At 58.6% G+C, this 25,068-nt stretch carries 22 protein-coding genes, 1 tRNA gene and 1 pseudogene; 14 read left to right on the top strand and 10 right to left on the bottom strand.

The window, feature by feature from the left end; genetic code table 11:
* Positions 1–6: 6 nt before the first annotated feature.
* The 5 genes from C9413_RS00315 to C9413_RS00295 all read right to left on the bottom strand — a co-directional run bounded on the left by C9413_RS00315 (position 7) and on the right by C9413_RS00295 (position 6,518).
* On the bottom strand, positions 7–1,650 hold the full coding sequence (locus C9413_RS00315) for an ABC transporter substrate-binding protein (protein ID WP_039846485.1): 1,644 nt from the start codon (positions 1,648–1,650) through the stop codon (positions 7–9).
* A 46-nt stretch (positions 1,651–1,696) separates the two neighbouring features.
* Entirely contained in the window at positions 1,697–2,755 is a 1,059-nt protein-coding gene (locus C9413_RS00310) for a dipeptidase (protein WP_039846486.1), read from the bottom strand.
* Between the two features lie 153 nt (positions 2,756–2,908).
* The gene (locus tag C9413_RS00305; protein WP_039846487.1) at positions 2,909–3,934 is read right to left on the bottom strand and encodes an ABC transporter permease; all 1,026 of its coding nucleotides are present in this window, start codon (positions 3,932–3,934) and stop codon (positions 2,909–2,911) included.
* Between the two features lie 34 nt (positions 3,935–3,968).
* Complete coding sequence (locus C9413_RS00300) at positions 3,969–5,510, bottom strand: sugar ABC transporter ATP-binding protein (protein ID WP_039846488.1); 1,542 nt, start codon at positions 5,508–5,510, stop codon at positions 3,969–3,971.
* Between the two features lie 78 nt (positions 5,511–5,588).
* A complete protein-coding gene (locus C9413_RS00295) occupies positions 5,589–6,518 on the bottom strand; it encodes a sugar ABC transporter substrate-binding protein (RefSeq protein WP_039846489.1) in 930 nt (309 codons plus the stop codon).
* A gap of 331 nt (positions 6,519–6,849) precedes the next feature.
* Between C9413_RS00295 and C9413_RS00290 the strand changes: the two genes are divergently transcribed.
* Complete coding sequence (locus tag C9413_RS00290) at positions 6,850–7,359, top strand: DUF1993 domain-containing protein (protein WP_039846490.1); 510 nt, start codon at positions 6,850–6,852, stop codon at positions 7,357–7,359.
* 4 nt (positions 7,360–7,363) lie between these two features.
* On the opposite strand, the gene C9413_RS00285 is transcribed toward C9413_RS00290, so the two are convergent.
* From C9413_RS00285 to C9413_RS00275, 3 genes and pseudogenes are all read right to left on the bottom strand, one after another.
* The gene (locus C9413_RS00285) at positions 7,364–8,881 is read right to left on the bottom strand and encodes an alkaline phosphatase family protein (RefSeq protein ID WP_246703669.1); all 1,518 of its coding nucleotides are present in this window, start codon (positions 8,879–8,881) and stop codon (positions 7,364–7,366) included.
* A 10-nt stretch (positions 8,882–8,891) separates the two neighbouring features.
* A complete protein-coding gene (gene galE, locus C9413_RS00280) occupies positions 8,892–9,872 on the bottom strand; it encodes a UDP-glucose 4-epimerase GalE (RefSeq protein ID WP_039846491.1) in 981 nt (326 codons plus the stop codon).
* A gap of 205 nt (positions 9,873–10,077) precedes the next feature.
* Positions 10,078–10,406, bottom strand: a pseudogene (locus C9413_RS00275) (HEPN domain-containing protein); the annotation flags it as partial.
* Between the two features lie 494 nt (positions 10,407–10,900).
* Between C9413_RS00275 and C9413_RS00270 the strand changes: the two are divergent.
* The 4 genes from C9413_RS00270 (at position 10,901) to C9413_RS00255 (ending at position 15,268) form a co-directional block, all read left to right on the top strand.
* On the top strand, positions 10,901–11,167 hold the full coding sequence (locus tag C9413_RS00270; protein WP_039846493.1) for a helix-turn-helix transcriptional regulator: 267 nt from the start codon (positions 10,901–10,903) through the stop codon (positions 11,165–11,167).
* A 12-nt stretch (positions 11,168–11,179) separates the two neighbouring features.
* Positions 11,180–12,424: a type II toxin-antitoxin system HipA family toxin gene (locus tag C9413_RS00265; protein WP_170250096.1), complete on the top strand. Its 1,245-nt coding sequence runs from the start codon at positions 11,180–11,182 to the stop codon at positions 12,422–12,424.
* 570 nt (positions 12,425–12,994) lie between these two features.
* A complete protein-coding gene (locus C9413_RS00260) occupies positions 12,995–14,431 on the top strand; it encodes a DUF6880 family protein (protein WP_039846495.1) in 1,437 nt (478 codons plus the stop codon).
* A gap of 525 nt (positions 14,432–14,956) precedes the next feature.
* On the top strand, positions 14,957–15,268 hold the full coding sequence (locus C9413_RS00255) for a hypothetical protein (RefSeq protein WP_039846497.1): 312 nt from the start codon (positions 14,957–14,959) through the stop codon (positions 15,266–15,268).
* Positions 15,269–15,410: 142 nt separating this feature from the next.
* On the opposite strand, the gene C9413_RS00250 is transcribed toward C9413_RS00255, so the two are convergent.
* Positions 15,411–15,500, bottom strand: a tRNA-Ser gene (locus tag C9413_RS00250).
* 302 nt (positions 15,501–15,802) lie between these two features.
* Here C9413_RS00250 and rplU point away from each other — a divergent pair.
* The 4 genes from rplU (at position 15,803) to C9413_RS00230 (ending at position 17,768) form a co-directional block, all read left to right on the top strand.
* Positions 15,803–16,120: a 50S ribosomal protein L21 gene (gene rplU / locus C9413_RS00245; protein ID WP_039846498.1), complete on the top strand. Its 318-nt coding sequence runs from the start codon at positions 15,803–15,805 to the stop codon at positions 16,118–16,120.
* Between the two features lie 34 nt (positions 16,121–16,154).
* A complete protein-coding gene (gene rpmA / locus C9413_RS00240) occupies positions 16,155–16,424 on the top strand; it encodes a 50S ribosomal protein L27 (protein ID WP_022717527.1) in 270 nt (89 codons plus the stop codon).
* Between the two features lie 124 nt (positions 16,425–16,548).
* Complete coding sequence (locus tag C9413_RS00235; RefSeq protein WP_039846499.1) at positions 16,549–17,181, top strand: GNAT family protein; 633 nt, start codon at positions 16,549–16,551, stop codon at positions 17,179–17,181.
* Positions 17,181–17,768 (top strand): GNAT family N-acetyltransferase, encoded by a 588-nt coding sequence (locus C9413_RS00230; protein WP_039846500.1) that lies wholly within the window; start codon positions 17,181–17,183, stop codon positions 17,766–17,768. Before C9413_RS00235 ends, C9413_RS00230 begins: the two co-directional genes overlap by 1 nt.
* A gap of 38 nt (positions 17,769–17,806) precedes the next feature.
* On the opposite strand, the gene C9413_RS00225 is transcribed toward C9413_RS00230, so the two are convergent.
* A complete protein-coding gene (locus tag C9413_RS00225) occupies positions 17,807–18,670 on the bottom strand; it encodes an endonuclease/exonuclease/phosphatase family protein (RefSeq protein WP_039846501.1) in 864 nt (287 codons plus the stop codon).
* Between the two features lie 84 nt (positions 18,671–18,754).
* Between C9413_RS00225 and obgE the strand changes: the two genes are divergently transcribed.
* From obgE to C9413_RS00200, 5 genes are all read left to right on the top strand, one after another.
* Entirely contained in the window at positions 18,755–19,834 is a 1,080-nt protein-coding gene (gene obgE, locus C9413_RS00220) for a GTPase ObgE (RefSeq protein WP_039846502.1), read from the top strand.
* The gene (proB, locus tag C9413_RS00215) at positions 19,821–20,990 is read left to right on the top strand and encodes a glutamate 5-kinase (RefSeq protein ID WP_039846503.1); all 1,170 of its coding nucleotides are present in this window, start codon (positions 19,821–19,823) and stop codon (positions 20,988–20,990) included. The genes obgE and proB overlap by 14 nt, the downstream gene beginning before the upstream one ends.
* Positions 20,983–22,266: a glutamate-5-semialdehyde dehydrogenase gene (locus C9413_RS00210; RefSeq protein WP_170250095.1), complete on the top strand. Its 1,284-nt coding sequence runs from the start codon at positions 20,983–20,985 to the stop codon at positions 22,264–22,266. The genes proB and C9413_RS00210 overlap by 8 nt, the downstream gene beginning before the upstream one ends.
* 37 nt (positions 22,267–22,303) lie before the next feature.
* A complete protein-coding gene (locus C9413_RS00205) occupies positions 22,304–22,888 on the top strand; it encodes a nicotinate-nucleotide adenylyltransferase (RefSeq protein ID WP_223844030.1) in 585 nt (194 codons plus the stop codon).
* An 820-nt stretch (positions 22,889–23,708) separates the two neighbouring features.
* Positions 23,709–24,956: a TadE/TadG family type IV pilus assembly protein gene (locus C9413_RS00200; protein WP_170250094.1), complete on the top strand. Its 1,248-nt coding sequence runs from the start codon at positions 23,709–23,711 to the stop codon at positions 24,954–24,956.
* Positions 24,957–25,068 lie beyond the last annotated feature (112 nt).

The following is a 25,068-nucleotide window of genomic DNA, read 5'->3' as shown; positions in this document are numbered from 1 at the left end:
GCCGGATTATTCCTTGGCGATTGGGCCAACGAAGTTCGTATCGAAGCTCGGTCCGAGTTTGAAGTCCTTCAGGTTCTTCCGATAGCCGGCGACTTCGATCTGCTGGAAGATGAAGATGAAGGGGCTGTTCTCCAGGTACTTCTTCTGGATATCCTGGTACATCGCGGCGCGCTTGGCACCGTCGCGCTCAAGCAGTGCTGCCTTGGCCTGCTTGTCGAGTTCCGGCGTTTCGAAGGTATTGCGCCATGCGAGCGTCTTGTTCGTGCCCGCATCCGAATTGTCCGGGTTCGCCGTGAAGGTATCGGCATTCGAGTTCGGGTCGAAATAGTCGGAACCCCATTGGCCGATATACATGTCGTGCGTGCGGGCGCGGTATTTCGTCAGCGTCTGCTTGCCGTCGCCTGGAATAATCTCGAGTTTTACACCGGCTTGTGCCAGCGTCTGCTGCATGGATTCGGCAATGCCGGTGACAGGCTGAGTGTTCCGCACGTCCATCGTCACCGAAAAGCCATCCGCAAGACCGGCCTTTGCCAGCAGTTCCTTCGCCTTGGCGACGTCGAGCTTGAACGGATTTTCGTCAAGTGCACCGAGCTGGCCCTTCGGCAGGAATGTCTGGTGGATTTCGCCGATGCCCTTGATGAGCGTCGAGCTGATCGCATCGTAATCGACGAGATACTTGAAGGCCTGCTGCACCTCCGGCTTCTTCAGGTTCTCGTTCTTGAGGTTGAGGCTGACATAATAGATCGTGCTTTTCGGTGCGCTTGTCGCCGCAAGATCGGCGTTCTTCGAAACAGCGTCGAGATCGCCCGGCTCGAGATTGCGCGCGATGTCGATGTCGCCTGCCTCCAGCGCCAGGCGTTGCGCGGCACTTTCCTTCATGTTGCGGTAGATGACGCGGTTCAGCTTCGGCTTGTCACCGTAGTAATTGTCGTTGCGCTCCAGCACGACGACTTCATTGGCCCGCCATTCACGAAGCTTGTAGGCGCCGGAGCCGGCATAGCCCGTCTTCAGCCATTCATTGCCGAAGTCGTTGTCATACTTGTATTCCGCGCTCGGCGTCATCGGCTTGATGTGATCCATCACCAGCTTCTTGTCGACCACGGAGGCAACCGTCGCCGTTAGGCAGTTCAGTACGAAGCTCGGCGCATAGGCCTTGTCGACTGTGAAGACGAACGTGTTTTGGTCTGCAGCCTTGGCCTTTTCAGTCACATTGTCTCCGGTCAGGCCGAACTGTGTCAGGATGAATGCCGGGCTCTTGTCGAGTTTGACGGCGCGCTCGAAGGACCAGGCAACATCTTCAGCGGTGACCGGATTGCCGGAGGCGAACTTCAGACCGGGCTTCAGCTTGAACGTATAGGTGAGGCCGTCATCGGAGACGCTCCAGCTCTCGGCAAGATCACCCTTGACCTTCGTCGTGTCGTTGAGGTCGAGGCGGACCAGCAGGCTATAGGAGTTCGTTGTCATTTCCGCCGTTGAAAGCTCGAAGGCCTCGCCTGGGTCCATCGTAATGATGTCATCGATGGCGAAACCTTCGACGAGCGTATCCTTCGGCGTCTCGGCAAAAGCGGCAGGTGCCGTCAGCATGAGCAGCGAAAGCGCGGCGCCTGCAGAAAGGGCACGAAAGTTGCGGCTGAGTTTAGTAATCATCATCGATTTGTTCCCCTGTTCTTGATTGATTACAAAGCAGTATTTTGGCTCAGGCGTTCTTCTCCCCCCACGCCGAAGCCAGGATGCGAAGCCAGTTCTCGCTGGCGAGTTTCCGTCGATCCTCCTCACCATATCCAACGTCCCGGAGAGCGGCAATCAACTTCTGGTTGCCAGCCGCGTCGCCTATTTCGTCCGGAATGGTCGCGCCGTCGAAATCGGATCCGAGCGCAACAGAGTCGATCCCGACGCGGTCAACGAGATAGTTGATATGGCGGATCATGTCCCTGATTGGTGTGTCGCCCTCCGAGCGGCCATCCGACCTCAACATCGCAGTCGCGTAATTGAGACCGATTAGCCCCTTGCTCTCCCTGATCGCATCAAGCTGCTTATCCGTCAGATTGCGCGCCACCGGCGTCAGCGCATGCACGTTCGAATGCGTAGCGACCAGTGGTTGATCTGTTGTCTTCGCGACGTCCCAGAAGCCCTTTTCCGTTATGTGGGACAGATCGATCATGATGCCCAGGCGATTGCATTCGCGCACCAGCTCAAAGCCGGCATGGGTCAGCCCCGGCGCAGTATCTGGCGACATCGGGAAGGCGAAGGGCACGCCGTGTCCGAAGACATTATGTCTGCTCCAGACAGGTCCCACAGAGCGCAAGCCCGCTGCATGGAATACCTCGAGCGCGGAAAGGTCGGGCCCGATCGCCTCGCAGCCTTCCATATGCATGACCGCGGCAAAAACACCGCTTGCCATGGCGTGGCGGATGTCCTTCACCGTCCGGCAGAGTCGCCAGGCGCCCGCCTTGTCGAGACGCAGTGCAATCGCCGCCATCTCGGTCGCGACGCCAAGTGACGGCAGTCGGTCGAGAGGCGCGGCCAGCGGCGTTTCGTAATGTCCGTTTTGATCGGGATCGGCGAAGACGAGATCGCCTGAGGGCACGTAGATGGCGCAAAGGCCGCCGGCGAGACCACCCTGCCGGGCGCGTGGTCCATCGATGTGGCCAGATGTCGTCCCGTTCAGAAATTCGGCAACCGGGTCGTTGCCATCCCTTTCATGTGTCCAAAGCCTTAGGAGAACGTCATTATGGCCATCAAATACAAGCTGCATCTGTTTTCCTGCTCTGCCCTGCCGAGCAAATGACAAGCGTGCAGAATAGAAAAGCTGGCAGAATTGGCCAGCCCCCTTCTCAGAAATTTATAGCGAATGGGTAAACGCGCCTAGGCTTGAAATGAAAACGGGGCCCGAAGGCCCCATTCCCGATCAGTGCTTTGTCCGCTTCTTCTGTCGGTAGACGTCAACGATGACGGCCGCCACGATGATCACGCCTTTGACGATCTCCTGGTAATAGGCGTCCACCCGCAGGAAGGTGAAGCCCGACGTCATCACGCCGAGAATGACCGTGCCGATCACCGTACCGGTGATGCGGCCGACGCCGCCCGTCAGCGACGTGCCCCCGATAACGGCAGCGGCGATCGCATCGAGTTCGTACATCACGCCCATGCCGGCCTGTGCCGTTTGAGCCCGAGCCGCCGTGACGACGCCGGCAAGACCTGCCAGAAGGCCGGCGATCGCATAGACCTTGATCAGGTGTGCTTCGACATTGATCCCGGAAACACGCGCCGCCTGCACATTCGCACCGATTGCATAAGTGAACTTGCCGTAGCGCGTATAGCGAAGGGCGATGTGGAAGATCAGCGCAACGACAAGGAAAACGACGACCGGCCAGATGCCCGTGCCGATGAAATTGAACTGATCCGTAAGCCCTGATACCGGCTGGCCTTTCGTGTACCATTTGGAAAGACCGCGCGCCGAGACCATCATCCCGAGCGTAGCGATGAAGGGCGGAATCTTTGTCTTGGCGATCAACTGTCCGTTGATGTAGCCGGCCAAGAGGCCGATCAGCAGGCCGACGCCGATAGGCACGAAAAACGGCATGTCGGTCAGGCCTGGATAAAGCGCCCGCGGCCATGTCGATGCTTGGGCGAAACTCGCCGCGATCATAGCCGTCATGCCGACGACGGAGCCGGAGGACAGGTCGATCCCGCCGGTGATGATCACCTGTGTAACACCAACCGAAATAATGCCGATCACCGACACCTGCAGGATCATGATCGTCAGGCGTTGCGGATTCATCAAGAAACTCTGGCCGACGAAAATCCAGCCGAGAATTTCGTAAACAAGCGCAATACCGATCAGCACCAGGAAGATGGTGAGCTCCGGCGGCACGCGGTGCCGCCTCGGCCGTGTTGCGAGCGGGGCCTGGCTTTCGGCTGCCTCAGTATTCATGTTAACCTCCCTCCGGCGATTGATTGGGCCGCAATCACTGCGCGGCGAGCTCCATCACCTTGACTTGCGTTGCTTCGTCGCGATTGAGAAAACCAGTCACGCGTCCTTCATGCATGACCATGATGCGGTCACTCATGCCGAGCACTTCCGGCATCTCCGACGAGATCATGATGACCGCGACGCCGTTTCGGGCCATCTCCGTCACGAGTTTGTGGATTTCCGCCTTGGCGCCGACATCGATACCGCGCGTCGGCTCATCGAGAATGAGGATGCGCGGGTTGGTCAGCAGCCAGCGCCCAATCAGCACCTTTTGCTGGTTGCCTCCCGACAGGTTCTCGACGCGTTCATCGAGGTTCGGCGTCTTGACGCGCAGCCTGCGCGCCATGTCCTCGCATGTCGCTTCTATCGCGCCTTCCTGCACGAAGCCGCCCTTGACGAATTTGTCCTGCAGGACGGCAATCTGCATGTTCTCGAGCACGTTGAGGATCAGCAGGCAGCCCGTATCTTTCCGGTCCTCCGTGAGGAACGCCATGTGATTCCTGATCGCCACCGTCGGCGAGCTGATATCGACCTTCTTGCCGAAAAGCTCGATCGTGCCGGAGCTTGCCGGCGTTACGCCGAACAGCGTCTCGGCAACGTTCGAACGGCCAGAGCCCACGAGGCCTGCAACACCGAGGATTTCGCCCGCGCGTACGTCGAAGGAAACCTCATGGAAGACATTGTCGAGACTGAGATTCTTGGCCGACAGCACCACGTCGCCGATCGGAACTACTTCCTTCGGGAACATCTGCGTGATCTCGCGGCCGACCATCATCCGGATGATGTCGTTGCGCGTCACATCGGTCGATGCATGCGTGCCGATATATTTGCCGTCACGAAACACCGAAAACTCATCGGCAATCTCGAACAGCTCGTTCATCTTGTGGGTGATGTAGACGATCCCGATACCCTGCACCTTCAGACCGCGGATGATCTCAAAGAGATGCGCCACTTCGCGCTCGGTAAGCGCCGAAGTCGGTTCGTCCATGATGAGCACGTCGGAATTATAGGAAACCGCCTTGGCGATCTCGACCATCTGACGGCTTGCGACCGAGAGGTGCCGAACCTCGATGTCAGGATCGATGGTTATGTTGAGCCTATGGAAAAGCTCTTCGGTCATCCGGTACATTTCCCCATGGTCGACGAAGCCGAACCGGTTCTTGGGCTCGCGGCGGATCCAGATGTTTTCAGCAACTGTCATGAAAGGCATCAGGTTCAGTTCCTGATGGATCATGGCGATGCCGTTTTCCAGCGCATCGAGCGGCGATTTGAGGCGGATCTCCATGCCCTTCAGGTGCACGTCGCCCTTGTCCGGCGTATAGATGCCGGCCAATATCTTCATCAATGTCGACTTGCCGGCGCCGTTCTCCCCCATCAGCGCATGCACGGAGCCGCGCTTCAGCCGGAACTGCACATCATCGAGTGCGACAACACCGGGAAATTCCTTGCGGATGCCTTCGGCACTCAGGAGATATTCCGCGTTCGGAATCGCTCCGCTTGCACGAACAGCGGCCATAGTGGAAGGGCTGACAGCCATCTCATCTCCTCTCCGGATATCCGACGACGGACGAAGCGGATGCGAGCCGGCTTGGCCCGCATCCGCAATTTCTTCGCCTCAGTTCTTGGCAACGAAGTCCTTGACGTTTTCCGGCGTGACGAGCTGGAAGGGAATATAGACCTTCTTCTCGACCTTTTCGCCCTTGGCGAGCTTCAGAGCCGCATCAAGCGAGCCCTTGCCCTGACCTGCAGCGTCCTGGAACACCGTCACGTCGAGGTCGCCGGCCTGCATGGCGGCGAGCGCATCCTGTGTGGCATCGACGCCGCCGATGACGATCTTGCTAAGATCCTTGCCGGCAGCCTTGAGCGCCTGAATCGCACCGATTGCCATTTCGTCGTTGTTCGAGATGACGGCATCGAATTCTATGCCGCTGGAGAGCCAGTTGGTCATCAGATCCGAACCCTGGGTGCGGGACCAGTTGGCCGTCTGCTCTTCGACGATCTCGATGCCTTTGCATTCGTCGGTCGCGACGACGTCATGGACGTCCTTGGTACGCATGCGGGCAGCCTGGTTGGAAAGCTCGCCCATCATGACGACAGCCTTGCCCTTGCCACCGAGAAGGCGGCAGACTTCCTTCGTTTCCAGCGTGCCGGACTCCTGTTCATTGGAAGCGACGAAGGCCTGCTTGTCCGGAAGCGTATCGACATTCACCGGCTCGCGGTTCACGTAGACGAGCGGAATTCCGGCATCGGCAGCGATTTTCGACATGGCGGTGGTGGCATCGGTATCGACCGGATTAACGATGATGGCGTCGACCTTGGATGCGATGAAATTCTGGATCTGGCTCTGCTGCTTGGCGACGTCGTTCTGGGCGTCTTCAACCTGCAGCGTTACGCCATCCAGCGTCTTGGCGTAATCCTGCATGCCGTTGCGCAGAACGGTCAGGAAGTTGTCATCGAAAAGCGCCATGGAAACGCCGACGGTTTCCGCGTGAGCCGCCGTCGACATGACGAGCGCCATCGCAGTGCCCAGGATAAACTTTCTCATTTTATTTCCTCCACAAAGCGGTGTCCGGCTGCACCCTCCTCACGCCGGAACTTTGGGCGCTGCCCAAAAGTCGTATTACGTCACGCTGCCACTCCCGTTCCGCAGTTTCCGTCAAAACGGAACAAACAAACCGTAAAATTTGTTTCGCGGAATATTCATTCCATTTTCCACAGGCGGCGTCAACTCTTTTTAAGGAAGTGAAGACCGAAAGCCGCACTGGAAATATGAAGCTATGGGCGCGCAGGCCGATGAAATCGTTACAGCGCGCGCCTAAATGTGCGGACGCAACGATAAAAACCGCTGCCCGACGAAAAATCCCCAAGGAGAAGCCATGTCCACTTCCATGTACCGCCTGACCGTTCCGATGTTTCAGCGCGGGCTTACGACACTCAAAAACTACCTCGAAAAGGCCGAGGCTTACGCAAAGGAAAAAGGGATTGATCCGAATGAACTGGTCGCTGCCAGGCTTGCGCCCGATATGCTGCCGCTATCGGGCCAATATCAACGCGCGAGTGACAGCGCCAAGCTTGCAGTCGCCCGCCTGACCGCGACCGAAGCGCCGAAATTCGAGGACAGCGAAACGACGATCGCCGAACTGCGCGAGCGCATCGGAAAGACCGAAGCCTATCTCGCGACGATTGCGCCGCAAGCGCTCGAAGGCACAGAAACGAATGAAGTGACGATCGCGCCCGGCGGCAACAAGATGACCTTCCGCGGCGACGAATATGTCGCGACCTTCGCACTGCCGAACTTTTATTTTCACGTCGCGACGGCACACGCGATCCTGCGCAATCAGGGCGTGCCGGTCGGCAAGATTGATTATCTTGGCCGCTTCTCCTGACTAATCAGGGCCGGCGCGTGACCGGCCCTTCTTTCGTCAGTTCCGTATAGGCGAGCGTCTGGTCGAGATGCCGCGCTCGCAGCGATAACAGCCTCTCGGCGAACTCCAGGCGCGTCGCCGCGTAGGCTGGATCGGGAGCGAGATTGTTGAGCTCCATCGGGTCGGCCTTCAGATCGAAGAGCAGCGGCGGCAGGGCGGCAAAATGCACATATTTGAACCACTCGTCCCGGATGACCGCGAGATTGCACTGGTTCGATTTCAGGCCGAAGTGGCGCTCCGCTTCGCCATTGGCAATGTCGCGGAAATCAAATTCCCAGAATGCCGCCTCCCGCCAGTCGATCGCATCTTTATGATCGATGAACGAGCGCAATGAGCGGCCGTCGACATGGTTGGCCGTCTCGACGCCCAAGCTGTCGCAAAGCGTTGGAAAGATATCGGCCGCACTCGTGAAGCGCTGGACCACATGACCTCTCGCCGCCGCTCTCGGGTCGCGGATGACCAGGGGAATGTGATAGCTGCCATCAAAAAAGCCGCCTTTTCCAAGCGTCCAGTGATCGCCCATCATCTCGGCATGGTCGGAGGTGAAGATGACGATCGTATCCTCCCACACGCCGGCATCCTTCAGCGCCTGCCAGATCCGGCCGAGCTGCGCATCCACCTCGGCAATCATCCCGTAATAGATCGCCCGGATCGCCGAGAAATCCCGGGCTCCCCAGTCGCTGACCGAACCCTCGGCGCCATATATGAAGCTGCCCTTGTCATTCTTCGGCATCGAATAGCCAAGATAAGGATGCAGCGCCTCTTCGATCTCACGGCTTTTCCCTCGAGAAAACTCCGGTCCGTCGTCCGGTTTGAACATCCTGCCGAAGGGCTCAGGCACCGAAAATGGCGGATGTGGCCGCAGGAAGGAAACGTGGGCAAACCACGAGGCATCCTGTTCGCCGAGCCAGCGAATGAATTCGCCGGCAAGAAACGCAGTCTGCGTTTCTTGCCTGGAGTAAGCGGTCGGTTCCGACGAAATTTCGCCGCGGGCGGCACCGGGCGGAACATGGAAGTCCCGGCTGACTGCATCGCGATGCCCGCGTGAGCGCAACCACGAAAGCCACTGCTTCTCATGCTCGGGCAGGAGCTGGCGCGCGGTAAATCCTGGCAGCAGACCTTCGTAGGTCTCAAGGTGCGGGTCGTTCCGATCAAGTTCGCGCGGGTCAGGCGCAGTATCCGTATAGCCGAACAAGGCCGGGTCATAGCCGGCACGCCTTGCCGCCAGCGCCAGATTGTCGAAGCGGCGGTCGAGCGGCGAGCCGTTCCGGCAAACCCGGGGGTTCATCTGGTAAAGGCCGGTATAAAGCGTCGCCCGCGCCGGAGAACAGGGTGCCGCGCCGGCGAAGTGATTGCGAAAAAGCACACCCTCCCTCGCCAGCGCGTCGACATTCGGCGTCCTGACACAGGCGTGGCCGGCGACCGAAAGGCAATCACCGCGCCATTGATCCGCGGTGATGAGTAGGACGTTCGGCCGCGTCATGAAAGCCGCCTCAGTGATTGGATCTGGAATGCCAGTTCCAGGCCGACTGGATGATCTGCGAAAGATCATATTGCGGTGCCCAGCCAAGCACATCGCGAGCCTTGTCGTTATTGGCAACCAGCGTGTGCGAATCGCCCTCCCGGCGCCCGATATATTCGACGGGGAAAGGGCGCTTTGACACATCTTCGATCGCCCCGAGCAGTTCCTTCACGGTCGTGCCCGTCCCCGTACCGAGGTTTAGCGCAACGGAATCGCCGCCCTTCAACAGATATTCGACGGCGCGCACATGCGCATCCGCCAGATCGAGCACGTGGATATAGTCCCGCACGCAGGTGCCATCGCGTGTATCGTAGTCGCTGCCGAAGACCTTGAAACCCTGCCGGCGCCCGAGTGCCGCATCGATCGCAAGCGGAATGGCATGGGTTTCGGGCTGATGCCACTCGCCTATCCGTCCTTCGAAATCCGCGCCCGCCGCATTGAAATACCGCAGGATTACGGATCGGAGACCCTTGTACTGGTCGTAATCGGCGAGCGCCTGCTCGACGATATACTTCGTCCGCCCGTAGGGATTGATCGGCACCTGCCGGTGCGTCTCGTCAAGCGGCACGCTCTGCGGCAGCCCGTATGTCGCGCAGGTGGATGAGAAGACGAAAGCCTTGATGCCTGCGGCCTGCGCGGCCGAAAGCAGAGTCAGCGTCCCGATGACATTGTTCTCGTAGAAGGAAACAGGATCCTTCACCGATTCGCCGACTTCGATCAGCGCTGCAAAATGCAAGATCGCCGACGGCTTGTGCTTGGCCAGCACCTCCTCGAGCCGGGAACGATCACGAATATCGCCCTCCTCGGCGGGTCCCCACCTGACAAACTCGCGATGACCATTCGAGAAATTGTCGAAGACGACGGGTTTGTAACCCTTGTTCGCCAGATCGAGGCACGTATGAGAGCCGATATAGCCGGCTCCGCCGACCACGAGAACAGTTTCACCTGCCATTTTTCACCTTTGTTGCCGCATCGGATATGAGAAGACTTAGAGGAGATCGACGGCAAGAAAAAGAAGGAATCCGCAAAACGTGCTGCAGCGCACCATGGCGATGTCCGCAAAAGCTCTGCGGCACCGGACAAACGGCGCCGGAAAAATTCTGGTCGGGCAGCGCTACACACTCTCATCGCCGAGGAAGCAAAAGCGGGAGGCGCTGTCAGTTTTCGCCGCTTGCTCGTTCGAGTTCCGTCAGACGCTCCTTACACGCGGTCTCGACGAGCCGGTAATGTGTTCCCTCCGCTCAAGTAGCCAGCCTAACGCGTCCTCGGTGATATCGAAGTGCTTCAAATAGCGTGCTTTCACATAGGCTTCGTTGAGGATGTTGTACCAGGCGCTATGGCGGTGCTGGTCGCGCGGCCATGCCTCGACGAGCCGACGGTCCTGATCTTCGGCCAGCCCCCGCAGGAATTTTAGATTGTGCGATGGTGGGCTGTAATTGGTTAGGATGAGAAGCAGGCAAGAGTAGGCAGTTTCAACGGCCTGGTGGCGCAAAACGCCGCCTACTATCGCGGATCAGCCAGAATCCTCACCTTCTTTTCCGGTTCACGCCACAGCTCACAGCGGTGCCCCTGGACGGCCTACACTGTGCCTCATATGCGCGATGATTGGCGAGCCAGGACCTATTCGCGGCTAGTGCCTTTAATTACCTCGATCGCCTCCAGTTCGGTGAGCATCGAGATCCGGCGAAGAGTATTTAAAATGTGTGAAAAAAAGACGCATGTTCATATACAATCAACTGCCCGGGCATTGCGGGCGCCAGTGATGATGGCGCGCTCGTTCCGATCGATCGTCTGCATCCCTTTCTTCTGAGTGACGGATATCGGTTGTCGCACCGTCGTTCGGCTCCGCGTCACACGCATGACTTCCCGATCAGGAAGTTTCTCGCGGTCTGAGGCGCAGGCTTCCCTATCGGTAAGTTTTTGGGGATTTTCGAGTTTTCTTCCTGTATGGTAAGCCGAACTCTGTTCAGGAGAATTGTCATGATCCGTTCTGCCTCGGAATTCGGAGCGTTGGTCCGGGAACGCAGGAAAACGCTCGGATGGACCCAAATTCAGCTTGCGGAACGATGCGGCACCGGTGAACGCTTCATCGTCGACCTGGAGAACGGCAAGCCGAGTTGCCATCTCGAAAAGGCTTTGATCGCGGCCCGGACGGTCGGTCTGGATCTCGGCGACCTGAAGTCAATGACGCCCTCTGCTGCTTCAAGCCCGGATGACGATCTCGGATATCTCCCACGCTTCTCCTGATCAGGTGCCGCCTTGACCACCATCTACTACGAGAACTGGCCCGTCGCGTATCTCACCGATGATGATGGCCTCTCGCTTGCATATGATGCCGAGTGGGAAAAACGGCAGTCCGCCTTTCCGCTATCGCTCACCATGCCGTTGCGCGAAGGCAGTCACGGACCTGAAAAGGTCCTGCCATGGCTCGCCAATCTTCTGCCGGAGGCACACCTTTCCGAGATCGGTCAGCAACTGAAGGTCTCGCCGCAGGATGTCCTCGGCCTGCTCATGCGCGTTGGGCGTGATACCGCAGGTGCGTTCTCGATCGGGGAGCCCCGTCGAGACGGAAACAATTTCCGAGTCGTCGATGATGCGGAAGCGCTCGAGCGCATCATCAATGAACTGCCGGAACGGCCGTTCCTGATCGGCGAGAGAGGCGTCTCGATGTCCCTTGCTGGCGTGCAGGACAAGCTGCCCGTCTTCATCAACGCGGACGGCAGGATCGCCATTCCGCTGGACGGTACCCCATCGACCCATATCCTGAAACCCGACATCAGGCGTCTTGCGGGTAGTGTCACGAACGAAGCCTTCTGCATGACCCTCGCCAGGCTTTGCGGTCTCGAGGCCGCAGAGGTGACGACCGGTCGGGCAGGAGAGCGGGATTATCTCCTTGTCAGACGCTATGACCGGATCGCAGATGTGCAAGGCATCGTTCGCCGGATACACCAAGAAGACTTCTGCCAGCTGCTGGGGCTCTTCCCTGCGGAGAAATACGAGCAGACCGGTCTCGGACGGCGCATTGGCGCATCCCTCCCGCAGATGTTCGAGGCGCTCGCGCGCCTTGTCTCGCCGGCAGAACGCCTTCGACTGCTCGACGCGGTGATCTTCAACGTCCTGATCTGCAATTCGGATTCGCATGCCAAGAACTATTCGGTGCTCATCGGCGCATCCGGTACCGCGAGACTTGCGCCCCTCTACGATCTGATGTGTGCGGCACCCTACCGTCAGATCGACCAGTCCCTGCCGCAGAGACTGGGGACCAGGCGGAATGCGGATGAGCTTCATGGAAAGGACTGGCGTCAGTTCGCCTCCGATACAGGCCTCAGTCCCGCTATGGTCACGCGACGCGTGGAGGAGCTCGCCGGGCTAGTCGCGTCCAGGGCGAATGAGGCGCTGACGCAGGTGCTTTCCTATCCGGTTTCGGACAGGGAATCCGGGTCCAGCCTTGCCTTCCTTGTCAAGAAACGATGCGGACGGATCGAACGCCAGATTCGCGGCTGAACAGACGGCGGCACAAGAAATACAATATTGATGTGCCGAAAATCGCTCGGCAAAAAATTTTCAGAAATTCCACCGGGCAACGCTCCGCATGACCCCGTGTTTATTCCTTGCACGGCCCTGGCCAAAAGCATGTGTAATTGGGCGCTCGCTCCCACAAGGGTAAGCTCCCACTACAATCCCGGCTTTGCCGCGATGAAGGGAAACGACGATGTTTTATGCTGCTTTGGACGTTCTCGTTGCGATCAGTGGCGATTTGCATTGTGGACCGGAACGGGAAGGTTCGGCTTGAGCGGTCCCATCCGACGTGCCTCGTTCGGTGCCTGCGCGAGTTTGGCGAACTGATCCACCAGGGCTGGAAGCCGGCACGCTCACTCAACATCTGACCTGTGGTTTGATGGAGGCCGGTTTTTGATGTTGTTTGCATGGAGGCTCGCCAGGTCAATGCCGCTCATTTCGCCATGCGCAATAAGACTGACTAAAACGATGCTCGTGGCATCGCCCAACTGCTGTTGTCGCCCTGAATGCTACCGGCGTATATGGTTCTTAACGACGGAAATCTTGGAAAAATGGATGGCACCGAAAACGACGCTGAACGCCAAAAACCTGGAAGTGCTGGGCGCCGAGAGGCTCGCCGAGTTGCTGATCGAGATCAGCACGGGCAGCGCCGCGACCAAACGCCGGCTGCGGATCGAGCTCGCCGGAACGCAGAGCAGCGCTGAAGTTGCAAGGGAAGTAACAAAGCGGCTTTCATCGATCGAGCGCTCCCGCTCCATGATCAACTGGCGCCGGGTGAAGGCCTTGAAGAGCGATCTGGAGACGCAGCGGCACGTGATCGTTGATACGATCGCCCGCAGCGATCCGGACGAGGCCCTGGAGGTGATGTGGCGCTTCATGAGCCTAGCGCGTTCGATTTTCGAGCGATGCGACGATGGCAACGGCACGATCATGAATATGTTTCATCAGGCCTGCATTGATCTGGGCACGATAGCGAGCGCGGCAAGACCGGACCCGCGCCTGCTCGGCGAACAAACCTTCCGCGCGCTGCAGGACAATGGCTACGGACAGTATGATCGCCTGATCGAGAACCTGTCGCCGGCGCTGGGTACGGAAGGCCTCGACCGGCTGAAGTCGTTGTTCGACGATTGGGCAAAAGCGCCGGTCGATGCGCCGACTGAGGCAGGCCTTGTCGTGATCGGTTGGGCAAACAGTGGCCTGGTTTGCGAAGACGAAATCAACCTCCGCCATCGCGACAGAACCATCAGGTCAGCATTGGAGCAGATCGCCGACGCCCAGGGCGACGTTGATTCATTCATCGCGCAGCAGAGCGAGCAGGCGAGATCCGTGCCGGTGATTGCAGCAGAAATCGCCCAGCGTCTGCTGAAGGCGGGCCGGGCCGGAGAGGCATGGGATGCCATCAATCGCGTTGAGATGAAAGGCCGACAACCCCCCTTCGAGTGGGAAAAGGCCCACCTCGATGTGCTTGAAGCTCTGAAGCGGAGGGACGAAGCGCAGGCATTTCGTTGGCAGTGCTTTGAACAATCGCTGAACGAGCGGCACCTGCGAGCTTTTCTGAAGCGCCTACCCGATTTCGAGGATCTCGAAGCAGAGGAAAACGCCTTCGATTGTGTGAGCCGCTTCTCGGACGTCCATCAGGCGCTCGCCTTCCTGCTGTCATGGCCGGCGCTCGACAAGGCAGCGACGCTCGTTCGCGCGCGTGCAGCCGAACTTGATGGCGATCACTACGAGCTGTTGACACCGGCGTCCGAGCATCTGCAGGAGAAGTATCCGTTGGCAGCGACCATCGTCCTGCGGGCTATGATCGACTTTACGCTCGATCGAGCGAAATCCAGTCGCTATCGCTTTGCCGCGCGACATCTCGTTGAATGTGAACGACTGTCGACGAAGATTGGCGACTTCGACACTTTTACGTCACATCCCGCCTATGTTGCAGATCTGAAGGTTAAGCACGCGAAGAAGACCGGATTCTGGACGGCCGCAGGACAGTGACGAAGGATCGTCTGCATCGGCACCGGCCAGGCGCCCTCTTAGTCTTCTGGTTGTCGCCAGGTGATCTCCAGCCGATGTTGAAGATCACGCGTAGGACACCCCCCGGGATTGAGCCAAGGACTATCCGGCGCATCAAAGCTTTTTGGCGAAAGCCTGGGCTCCATTTAGCGCGCCGATAAAGGCGGCAGAAACCCTGAAACGAAAGTCAGAAAATCCAAATCTCCCAGATTCCAATGCGTATGGAATAAGGAAGCGTGCGACTTATTGTCGAGCCGCTAGCCTTTGTAGAACCCGAGATGGCTGCCTCGCATAAAGAGTGATGGTATTCAGAGCCGCCAAAGAGAAGGATCGCTTTCTCGGCAAAATCCCAGGTAACGAAACACGCTAGAATAAAAGCAGCGGCGACGTATATCATTACATTCTTACATTCGAAGACACTTAAAGAAGCGTTAAGCACGGCCTCGGCCCGCTCGTCGGGCATGAGGCGTCGCTGAACATACATGTGCAGGGAAAAGGAGAATAGAAATGCGAATGATGCTCAAGGTTTCGCTTCCCGTTGACAAGGGAAACGCAGCAATCAAAGATGGCAGCCTCGTCACCAAGATTCAATCCATCCTTGCTGATCTCAAACCCGAAGCGGCCTACTTCACTGAATTCGATGGAAAAAGAACGGGCCTGATTTTCTTCGACATGACGGACACGTCGGAGATTCCGGCCGTTGCCGAGCCATGGTTCCTTGCGTTTGATGCCAGTGTTGAGATCAAGGCGGTCATGAACCGCGATGACCTGGCGAAGTCCCGGCCCGGGATTGAGAGGGCAGTCGAGAGCTTCGGCTGAATCGCATCACAGCGGCTGCATAGAGGCTCGCTAAAACGGGAGCGCGGTCGGCGTGCCCGTGTGAGGGTCGTGATCGCGCCTCTGCAGTATCGCATTCAGAGCCCAGGGAAATATGATTATCTAACTGGAATTCAAAGAAATCTGGCGGAGAGGGGGGGATTCGAACCCCCGATGCCCTTGCAGGCATGCCGCATTTCGAGTGCGGTGCATTCAACCACTCTGCCACCTCTCCGCGGTGCTGGTTGGCGCTTGTTTCGCGCGGGCTGTCTCATAGCGATCAAAAGGCAGGCTGGCAAGACGAAATTGTAAAGCTTTTCATCCTTTTGCCTTGACAGCTTTTTGACACTCGCGTATCTCGCTCACGCAATAGGCATGGAGAAGTCCGTGCCTTGCCAGCCTCGCGTCCGCGCGGGGTTTCACCGGCAGACAGAGTTCCGGGCGAACGCCCTGAAATCCCTGCTTAACTTCGACTGATAAGAAGACAGCCACCCGCGGTTTGCGGGGAGAGCTGGATCGAACATGAAAGGATAAAAAATGTTCGCAGTCATCAAGACCGGCGGTAAGCAGTACCGTGTGGCAGCCAACGACGTGCTGACCATCGAGAAGCTTGAAGCCACCGCTGGCGACTCCATCGAATTTACCGAAGTCCTCGTAATCGGCGAAGGCGCCGACGCTGCGATTGGTGCTCCCTTCGTCAAGGGCGCTTCCGTCAAGGCCGAAGTGGTCGAGCACAACCGCGGCAAGAAGGTCATCGCCTTCAAGAAGCGCCGCCGTCAGAACTCGAAGCGTTCGCGCGGCCATCGCCAGCATCACACGGTCGTCCGCATCACGGACATCGTGGCTGCCAAGTAAGATCACGGGACTAAAGGTTTAAAGGAGAACTCCAATGGCACACAAAAAAGCTGGCGGTTCGTCGCGTAACGGTCGTGATTCCGAATCTAAGCGCCTTGGCGTGAAGAAGTTCGGCGGCGAAGCCGTCATCGCAGGCAACATTATCGTGCGTCAGCGCGGTACGCAGTGGCATCCGGGCGCCAATGTCGGCCTCGGGAAGGACCACACCATTTTTGCGCTTACGGCAGGCAATGTGGACTACCGAACGAAGGCCAATGGTCGCGTGTACGTGTCTGTAATGCCGAAAGCGGAAGCAGCGGAATAAGCCGGTAGCGCTCAAAAACAGCCGGCGTCTCATCGACCCGGCTGGCCGTACCAGGTTCAGTCCAGAAAACAGGGGAGATGGGGCGCCATCTCCCCTTTTTCTTTGTCCATAAGGAGGACTGAACATGCAAGGCGAACTGATAAGGGTTGACCAATCAAGGTCACCCCAAGAACGGCTGAGGCCTGAGCGGTTAAGGACCGATTGCCCTGTCTTGTTATCGGAAAGGCTCGTCATGCGCGCGCCCCACGAGGAAGACATTGACGCCCTTTCCCATCTCGCCAACAACGCCAAAGTCGCCACAATGGTATCGCGTATGCCGCACCCATATACCGCCAATGATGCAGCCGACTTCGTGCGTCGGACGAAGAATGGCGAGATTGGTAAGTGCGTCTATGCCATCACCAAAGCTGAAAACGGCGCCTTCATGGGGTGCTGCGGAGTTGAGCCGCATGCAGACGGGCGTACCGTCGAAATCGGCTATTGGCTCGGTGAACCCTACTGGAACCAAGGCTATACGACCGAAGCATGCCACGCTCTGGTCGATATGGTCTTCCGCACGCGCGAAAACGTCGATCAGATCGACGCCCGTTGCCGGGTGATGAACATCGCATCGCGGCGGGTCATCCAGAAGTGCGGCTTCCAGTTCCAAGGCTCAGGCCTTGCCGCGTCTCTGGCGCTCGGCAGCAACGTGCCCGTGGAATGGTACCGGCTCGACCGGAAGACCTGGATGTCGCTCAGAAGTTGGGGGCACCTGTGATGAGCGCCGCCCTCTTGCAGCGACCCAAGGGCGAGCAAGTGACGCCCGGCCCCGTGCCGGTCGTCACCACGCCCCGGCTGACGCTCCGCCCGCACAGGCTGGCCGATGCGAATGCGATTGCGGAATCGCTGTCCGACTTCGCAATCACCCGCATGCTTGCCCGCGTGCCCGCGCCCTATGACAGGCAGGACGCGCTTGATTGGCTGGTTCCCGTGACGTCCGGCAGTCTGCCGGATTGGCACTTGGCGGTCACCGATGGCGACGACACGCATATCGGCGTCGTCTCGGTCGAACTCCGCCACGGCCGCTGGCACCTTGGCTACTGGCTCAACCGCTACTTTTGGCGGCGCGGCTATATGAGCGAGGCTGTCGCAGCCGTGCTGGAGCGCTTTTCCCGGCGGATGCCGGAAAGCGCTGTTCATTCGGGCGTGTTCGCGGACAATCCAGCCTCGCTGAGATTGCAGGAGAAGCTCGGTTTCCGGATGACGGGATGCGCGGAGATCTACAGCTTCGCCCGAAACACCATGGTATCGCACGTCGAAACCGTGCTTCAGCCCGGCGCCCTGCAGATCACGAAGGCTGCCTGATCAGACAAAGACACCGCAGCCCGCGCTGCGGTGTTTTCCTATCCGCCGATCTCGATCCAGACGGGGAAATGGTCGGAGCCCATCGAAGCTGTGTCCACATGAGCAGATTTCAAGCGGCCATGCAGGCCGCAACTGACAAAGCAGTAATCGAGATGCATTCGCCTGCCGTGATTTTCCGGGTCCATCCAGCTATAGCTTGCGGGCGCGTAGGCTTCGAGAGCGGCCAGCGCATCGACAGGTGTTCCGATGCGCGGCACGCGGCCGTAGTATCCGTCCCTCGTCCCGGCAAACGAGCAATATTCCGGCGATTCCGGCACCATGTTGAAATCACCCAAGATGACGTAGTCTTCCGGAAGCGGCAGATCCGCAATCTCGAATTCGCCGGCACCCGTCAGGCAACCGCCCTCGAACGGGAACGCATTGATGCGCTCGTTCAAATAGGCGAGCTGGCGGATACGCTCGTCGGGCGAAACGTGATCGAGATGAACGGAATAGACGCGAAACGCGCCTTCCGGCGTATCGATGACGGCCTCGCTCGCCCCACGCTGCAGATTGATTTTCGAAACTGTGCGGCTGCGGGGCAAAAGCAGGGTGCGCGCCGACAGGATCGGCCAACGCGAAAGGATCATGTTGCCGAACTGGAAGCGCGTGCCGCGCGGCGGAAAGCCTTCTTCACCGACGTCGACATGCAGATCGCAGGCCGGGCCATAGACCCAGAAATGGTTGGGAAAAAAGGCCGCGAGATCGGCCGCCATGTCAGAAAAATCGTTTCGCGCGAACCCTCTGGTCACCTCCTGAAGCGCGATGATATCCGCGCCATCGAGGCTGTCCGCAATACGGCCAAGATCATAAATCCCATCAAGACCGAAGCCGTACTGTATGTTATAGCTCGCAAACTTCACGATAATCTTTGACCTTAGCTTGAACCGCCTATATCGAAAGCGGCAGGATGGGGCGCGTAAAAAGCCACCGATGATGGAAGTAAAATGAAATTTCTCGACGAAGCAAAGGTCTATATCCGGTCGGGTGACGGCGGCGCAGGCAGCGTCTCGTTCCGGCGCGAGAAATTCATCGAGTTCGGCGGGCCGGACGGCGGCGACGGTGGGCGCGGCGGCGATGTCTGGGTTGAAGCCGTCAACGGGCTTAATACGCTGATCGACTTCCGCTACCAGCAGCATTTCAAGGCCAAGATCGGCATGCACGGCATGGGCAAAAACCGCACCGGCGCCAATGGCGACGACGTGACGCTCAAGGTCCCGGTCGGAACGCAGGTGCTAGAAGAAGACCAGGAAACGCTGATCTGCGACCTGACGGAAGAAGGACAGCGCTTCCGGCTTGCCGCCGGCGGCAACGGCGGTTTTGGGAATGCGCATTTCAAGTCCTCGGTCAATCAGGCACCGGATTGGGCAAATCCCGGCCTGCCTGGCGAGGAAAAGACGATCTGGCTGCATCTGAAGCTTATTGCGGACGCCGGCCTCGTCGGTCTGCCCAATGCAGGAAAGTCGACTTTCCTAGCGGCAGTCACCCGCGCGCGGCCGAAGATCGCCAATTATCCCTTTACCACGCTGCATCCGAATCTCGGCGTGGCAACCATCGACGGACAGGAATTCATTCTCGCCGACATCCCGGGGCTGATCGAAGGCGCGCACGAGGGCGTCGGCATCGGCGACCGGTTCCTCGGCCATGTCGAGCGTACTCGCGTGCTGCTGCATCTGGTCTCGGCGCAGGAGGAAAAGGTCGGCAAAGCCTATACGACGGTGAAGAACGAGCTTGAGGCCTATGGCAACGAACTGACCGACAAAGTAGAAATCGTTGCGCTATCACAAATCGACGTGCTCGACGACGCGACGCTGAAGAAGAAGACGAAGGAGCTCGCCAAGGCTTGCGGCAAGACGCCGTTCCAGATTTCGGCCGCAACGGGTAAGGGCATGACCGAGGTTCTGCGAGCCCTGCGCGACATCATTGTCGAAGCGAATGCGGGCGGCGAGAAGCCGGCCAAAGCGCCGAAGCTGCGGCATCGCGACATGATCGCTGCCGACGAGGACAGAACGGATGACGACGCGTAAGCCGCTCGATCGCTACCGCCGGATCGTCATCAAGATCGGCTCAGCGCTCCTTGTTGACCGCAAGACCGGGCTCAGAAGCGCGTGGCTGGATAAAATGTGCGCCGATATCGCCGCACTGAAGGCAAGAGGCGCGGATGTGCTCGTCGTCTCCTCGGGCGCTATCGCGCTCGGCCGTTCTGTGCTGGATCTGCCTTCTGGTGCGCTGAAGCTGGAGGAAAGCCAGGCGGCCGCAGCCGTCGGCCAGATTTCGCTCGCGCGTGCCTGGTCGGAAAGCCTTTCGCGCGATGAGATCGTGGCGGGCCAAATCCTGCTGACGCTCGGCGATACCGAAGAACGCCGCCGTTATTTGAATGCCCGCGCAACGATCAACCAGTTGCTGAAGATCGGCGCCATTCCGATCATCAATGAGAACGACACCGTCGCGACAAGCGAGATCCGGTATGGTGACAATGATCGCCTCGCGGCCCGTGTCGCAACGATGACGGGCGCCGACCTGCTGATCCTTTTATCCGATATCGATGGGCTTTATACGGCGCCGCCGCACCTCGATCCGGAGGCGGAATTCCTCGAGACGATCGCCGAGATTACTCCGGAGATCGAAGCCATGGCAGGCGGTGCCGCTTCCGAGCTTTCGCGCGGCGGCATGCGCACGAAGATCGACGCCGGCAAGATCGCGACGACGTCGGGCTGCGCAATGATCATCGCTTCCGGCAAAACGGATAGCCCGCTATCGGCGATTTCGAACGGCGCACGCTCCTCCTGGTTCGCACCCTCCGGCACCCCGGTGACCGCGCGCAAGACTTGGATCGCAGGTCAGTTGCAGCCAGCCGGAGAACTGCATGTCGACGACGGCGCCGTTGCGGCGCTGGGTGCGGGCAAAAGCCTGCTTCCCGCCGGCGTTCGCAAGGTGATCGGTCTTTTTAGCCGAGGGGACACCGTGGCAATCATCGGCCCTTCTGGGCGCGAGATTGCCCGCGGCCTCGTCAGCTACGACGCAGAAGACGCCCGCCAGATCGTTGGCCGCAAATCAACGGAGATCGAAGCGATCCTTGGTTATCCCGGCCGTACCGCCATGATCCATCGCGACGATATGGTGATGACGTCACAGGTAAATTCGAAATCGGAACGACAGAAGAAGGACACGGCCCATGCTTGAGACCGTTGTGCACAGCCCTGACATTGACGCGCTGATGAACGACATCGGCCGCAAGGCCAAGGCTGCGGCACGACCGTTAGGCTTTGCGTCCACCGAGGCCAAGAACAAGGCGCTGAATGCGATGGCCGACGCGATCCTCGCAAGCAAGGAACACATCCTTGCCGAAAACGCCAAGGATCTGAAGGATGTCGCTGGCACCGATATGCTTGCCTCCTTCATCGACCGCTTGACACTAAATGACCAGCGCATCACCGAAATGGCCGAAGGCATCCGCGCCATTGCTGCGCTAAGAGATCCAGTCGGCGAAGTGATTACCGCCTGGGATCGGCCGAACGAACTGAAGATCGAGCGGGTCCGCACACCTCTCGGCGTCATCGGCGTGATCTTCGAAAGCCGACCGAATGTGCCGGCAGATGCCGGTGCGCTTTGCCTGAAGGCAGGCAATGCTGTGATCCTGCGATGCGGTTCGGATTCGCGCCGTTCATCGCAGGCGATCCATGCCTGCCTCGTTGAAGGGCTGAAGGCAGCCGATCTTCCGGAGCATGCCATACAGCTTGTTCCGATTTCGGACCGTGCCGCCGTCGGCGCCATGCTGCGGGGCTTGGAAGGTGCAATCGACGTCATCGTGCCGCGCGGTGGCAAGAGCCTCGTCGCCCGCGTGCAGAACGAAGCCCGCGTGCCGGTTTTTGCCCACCTCGAAGGTCTTTGCCACATCTATGTAGACAAGTCTGCCGATATCGAAATGGCAAAGCGGATCATCGTCAACGCCAAGATGCGCCGCACAGGCATCTGCGGGGCCGTGGAGACCCTGCTTGTCGACGGCGCTGCAATCGGCACGCATCTGACACCGCTTCTTAAAGTGCTGGCCGAGGCCGGCTGTGAAATCCGCGCATCCGCCACAGTGTTGAAAGTTGCCCCGGGATTGAAGCCGGCGACCGAGGAGGATTGGTCGACCGAGTATCTCGATGCAGTCATTTCCGTTGCCGTCGTGGACGGCATTTCCGGCGCGATCGCACATATTCAAAAGTATTCCTCGAACCATACGGAAGCCGTGATCGCGGAAGATCCGGCCGTCGTCGAGCGATTCTTCACCGAGATCGATTCGGCCATCCTGCTGCATAACGCTTCCACGCAATTTGCCGACGGCGGCGAGTTTGGCATGGGTGCGGAAATCGGCATTGCGACGGGCAAGATGCATGCCCGCGGTCCTGTTGGTGTCGAGCAGCTTACCTCCTTCAAATACCGCGTGCGCGGCACCGGACAAACGCGGCCCTGACGTGACGACAGACGAAATAGATCGTCGCTACCTTCGCATGCCGCACACCGAGCGAGGCATGGTCGTCGGTCTTTTCGGCGGATCCTTTAATCCACCGCACCAAGGGCATGCGCTGGTTGCGGAAATCGCCATACGGCGCCTCGGCCTCGACCAACTCTGGTGGATGGTGACGCCTGGCAATCCGCTGAAGAATCGCAACCATCTTGCGCCGCTTGCCGAGCGGATCGCACTCAGCGAAGCGATCACAACCGATCCGCATATCAAGGTGACTGCATTCGAACAGGCATTCGGCGTCAGTTACACGGCAAATACACTCGCCAGGGTAAAGGCGCGCAATCCGAACATCCATTTCATCTGGATCATGGGTGCCGACAGCCTGCAAACCTTCCATAGATGGCAAAAGTGGCAAGAGATCGCGCGCACCTTCCCGATCGCCGTCATCGATCGCCCCGGGGCGACGCTTTCCTATCTCTCGTCAAAAATGGCAAAGACCTTCGATTTCGCCCGTATCGACGAGGACGATGCCCGCGTGCTCTGGAAAAAATCCGCCCCTGCCTGGACCTTTATTCATGGCCCGCGCTCGGCATTGAGTTCGACCGCTATTCGCAAAGCGGCTGAATAGCGGCAATTTCAGGAAGTTTGACAAATGAAAAGCCCGACGGGGGAGGATCCGTCGGGCTTTATAAACTTGATCGACAGCTGGGAGGAGGAGTGCTGCCGACCCATATCTAACGGCTTTGGGAGGAGGAGATCGCCGTTTCGATAAGTATGTTTTATCATAAGTTCGGAAAACTGGAATACCGTATATTGCATTGCAGCAATGCGATGCGCGCAAGGCTCCTCGAATCCACATCTCACTGTTGCCGCTTTTTGCGGCATTGGAAAAATAGCTCTATCGCGTTCGCACAGTCTAATAGCATATCCACCTGAGCGGAATTCCAGTCCAAAAACGAGGGCGGAGCGGTCCTCAAGCCGGAGAGGGCGCAAAACCGACGAAGTTAGGACCAGACCAGATTCGCCAAGCTATGTCGCGTCGGGCCGTAGCGGCTGCCGACTGTTTCAGTAGCAAACGCGACCACGGCAGGGCAGCGTCTCGCCCGACGCGGACTTCGATGCCGGAGCAATTGGGTCTGGACTCGCGCCTCAGTAACTGATCGACCTCGAGTAACTGATTGACGCCGGCCACCTTGGCCCTCGTAGCTCGGGGCACGTATCCGGCGTTTTCCGCGTGACTACGACTTGCCGAACAGATTGATGACCTGGCGCATGAGCACTTGCGCTGGACAGCCCCATCTATTCCCCGAACCCGCAAAGCCAGCGTTTCGGTATACGGGTAAGATTTGTATTCTTTGGATACGTACAATTCGAATGAAATAAGCAATCAATCGTATATCTCTAACATCTAATACTTCGGCTTGAGTACTCGGAACTGGGGCATACTCATGCGTGAAGTTCTCAAACGGCATGTCGATCGATTTATTCGCGACGAGGTCGGCAACTTTGCAATCCTGACTGCGGTCGCAATCGTTCCCTTGCTGGGGGCGGCCTCCGTCGCGATCGACTTCGTTAATGCCAGTTTCGAGGCTGACAAATTGCAGGAGGCGCTGGACAGCGCCACGCTTGCGGCGGTGCGCCTTTACGGCGAGGGCTACAGCGAGGCGGAAGCCACTCAATTGGCGAACGAAATGTTCTTCGGCAATTATCAAGAGGCGGCTGCCGTCTCCCAGGGCGACGATGCAATCACCCCGGCAGCGGAACCTCCATCCCTGCATATCGTCTATTCCCTGGCGGGACAGCAGGTAACGGCGACGGCTGACTACGCAGTCAACTACCAGCCGGCATTTCTCACTCGATTATCATTCCCTATCTCCCGCCGCAGCAGCACCGCTTACCAAGCGGGCAACGAAGCCTGCATTCTGGCGCTCAGCCCGACGGCAGATCGCGCCTTCGAGGTTTCCGGTAGCTCGAAGGTCGACACGTCGAATTGTGCGATCACCGCGAACTCGCGCAGCAACGAAGCCATCTATGTCGGTGGATCAGGAAGCCTGAAGACGGAATGTCTTTATACGCCAGGCAAGATCTCCGCCTCGCCGTACAAAATCGATCTCGAATGCGACAAGCCGTACGAGGGAACGGCAGCGGCCCTCGACCCATTCAGACTCAAAACGGTGCCGAAAGCAGGTACGTTGGCCAAGAACAACGGCTCGGGCGAACTGGTGCCCGGGACGTACAAGGGTCTCCAGGTCAAGGGCGATGTGAAGCTGCAGCCCGGTGACTACATCATTGACGGGGGCAAGCTGAATTTCGGGAGCCAGTCGGTCATCACTGGCGAAGGGGTCACATTCTTCCTGCTCAACGGCGCTGAAATCGACATTCATGGCGGTTCGACCGTTAACGTCACTGCCCCGACATCGGGGCCATGGGCGGGTTTCGTCATCGTTGCCGACCGCAATAACACGTCCTCCGCAGTGATCAATGGCCACAGCAACTCGAACATCAGCGGCATCATCTACATGCCAGCAGCCGAAGAAATTCAGTATTCCGGCAATGGTACGACGTCTGGCGAGTGCGTCCGAATCAACGCCCAGAAAATCATCATGACCGGCAACAGCACTTTCAAGCTCGATTGCAAGTCGGAACTGGCGAACAACGAGATCAATAATCTCGGCGCCGTCCGGCTTGTCCAATGAGGGTGGAACACACGGCGACGGACGGCGGCCACATCTTTGGCGTCTTGCCTTCGCGGTAAAAGCCTGTCTAATTTTCCGCTCTGCCCGAACCCGGCAATCTCGATCACCTGCT

Source organism: Rhizobium sp. SEMIA 4085 (assembly GCF_013004495.1).
GTDB lineage: Bacteria > Pseudomonadota > Alphaproteobacteria > Rhizobiales > Rhizobiaceae > Rhizobium > Rhizobium gallicum.
The sequence above is the reverse complement of the archived record's forward strand: the minus strand, read 5'-3'. Positions and strand labels throughout refer to the sequence as shown.

What these genes read in the sequence shown, in the direction of transcription:
- C9413_RS00310 (WP_039846486.1), bottom strand. Translation starts at nt 2,755, where the DNA reads ATGCAGCTTGTATTTGATGGCCATAATGACGTTCTCCTAAGGCTTTGG.
- C9413_RS00290 (WP_039846490.1), top strand. Translation starts at nt 6,850, where the DNA reads ATGTCCACTTCCATGTACCGCCTGACCGTTCCGATGTTTCAGCGCGGG.
- C9413_RS00315 (WP_039846485.1), bottom strand. Translation starts at nt 1,650, where the DNA reads ATGATGATTACTAAACTCAGCCGCAACTTTCGTGCCCTTTCTGCAGGC.
- rplU (WP_039846498.1), top strand. Translation starts at nt 15,803, where the DNA reads ATGTTCGCAGTCATCAAGACCGGCGGTAAGCAGTACCGTGTGGCAGCC.
- C9413_RS00205 (WP_223844030.1), top strand. Translation starts at nt 22,304, where the DNA reads ATGCCGCACACCGAGCGAGGCATGGTCGTCGGTCTTTTCGGCGGATCC.
- C9413_RS00285 (WP_246703669.1), bottom strand. Translation starts at nt 8,881, where the DNA reads ATGACGCGGCCGAACGTCCTACTCATCACCGCGGATCAATGGCGCGGT.
- rpmA (WP_022717527.1), top strand. Translation starts at nt 16,155, where the DNA reads ATGGCACACAAAAAAGCTGGCGGTTCGTCGCGTAACGGTCGTGATTCC.
- C9413_RS00230 (WP_039846500.1), top strand. Translation starts at nt 17,181, where the DNA reads ATGAGCGCCGCCCTCTTGCAGCGACCCAAGGGCGAGCAAGTGACGCCC.
- galE (WP_039846491.1), bottom strand. Translation starts at nt 9,872, where the DNA reads ATGGCAGGTGAAACTGTTCTCGTGGTCGGCGGAGCCGGCTATATCGGC.
- C9413_RS00210 (WP_170250095.1), top strand. Translation starts at nt 20,983, where the DNA reads ATGCTTGAGACCGTTGTGCACAGCCCTGACATTGACGCGCTGATGAAC.
- C9413_RS00300 (WP_039846488.1), bottom strand. Translation starts at nt 5,510, where the DNA reads ATGGCTGTCAGCCCTTCCACTATGGCCGCTGTTCGTGCAAGCGGAGCG.
- C9413_RS00260 (WP_039846495.1), top strand. Translation starts at nt 12,995, where the DNA reads ATGGCACCGAAAACGACGCTGAACGCCAAAAACCTGGAAGTGCTGGGC.
- C9413_RS00200 (WP_170250094.1), top strand. Translation starts at nt 23,709, where the DNA reads ATGCGTGAAGTTCTCAAACGGCATGTCGATCGATTTATTCGCGACGAG.
- proB (WP_039846503.1), top strand. Translation starts at nt 19,821, where the DNA reads ATGACGACGCGTAAGCCGCTCGATCGCTACCGCCGGATCGTCATCAAG.
- C9413_RS00235 (WP_039846499.1), top strand. Translation starts at nt 16,549, where the DNA reads ATGCAAGGCGAACTGATAAGGGTTGACCAATCAAGGTCACCCCAAGAA.
- C9413_RS00305 (WP_039846487.1), bottom strand. Translation starts at nt 3,934, where the DNA reads ATGAATACTGAGGCAGCCGAAAGCCAGGCCCCGCTCGCAACACGGCCG.
- C9413_RS00295 (WP_039846489.1), bottom strand. Translation starts at nt 6,518, where the DNA reads ATGAGAAAGTTTATCCTGGGCACTGCGATGGCGCTCGTCATGTCGACG.
- obgE (WP_039846502.1), top strand. Translation starts at nt 18,755, where the DNA reads ATGAAATTTCTCGACGAAGCAAAGGTCTATATCCGGTCGGGTGACGGC.
- C9413_RS00270 (WP_039846493.1), top strand. Translation starts at nt 10,901, where the DNA reads ATGATCCGTTCTGCCTCGGAATTCGGAGCGTTGGTCCGGGAACGCAGG.
- C9413_RS00255 (WP_039846497.1), top strand. Translation starts at nt 14,957, where the DNA reads ATGCGAATGATGCTCAAGGTTTCGCTTCCCGTTGACAAGGGAAACGCA.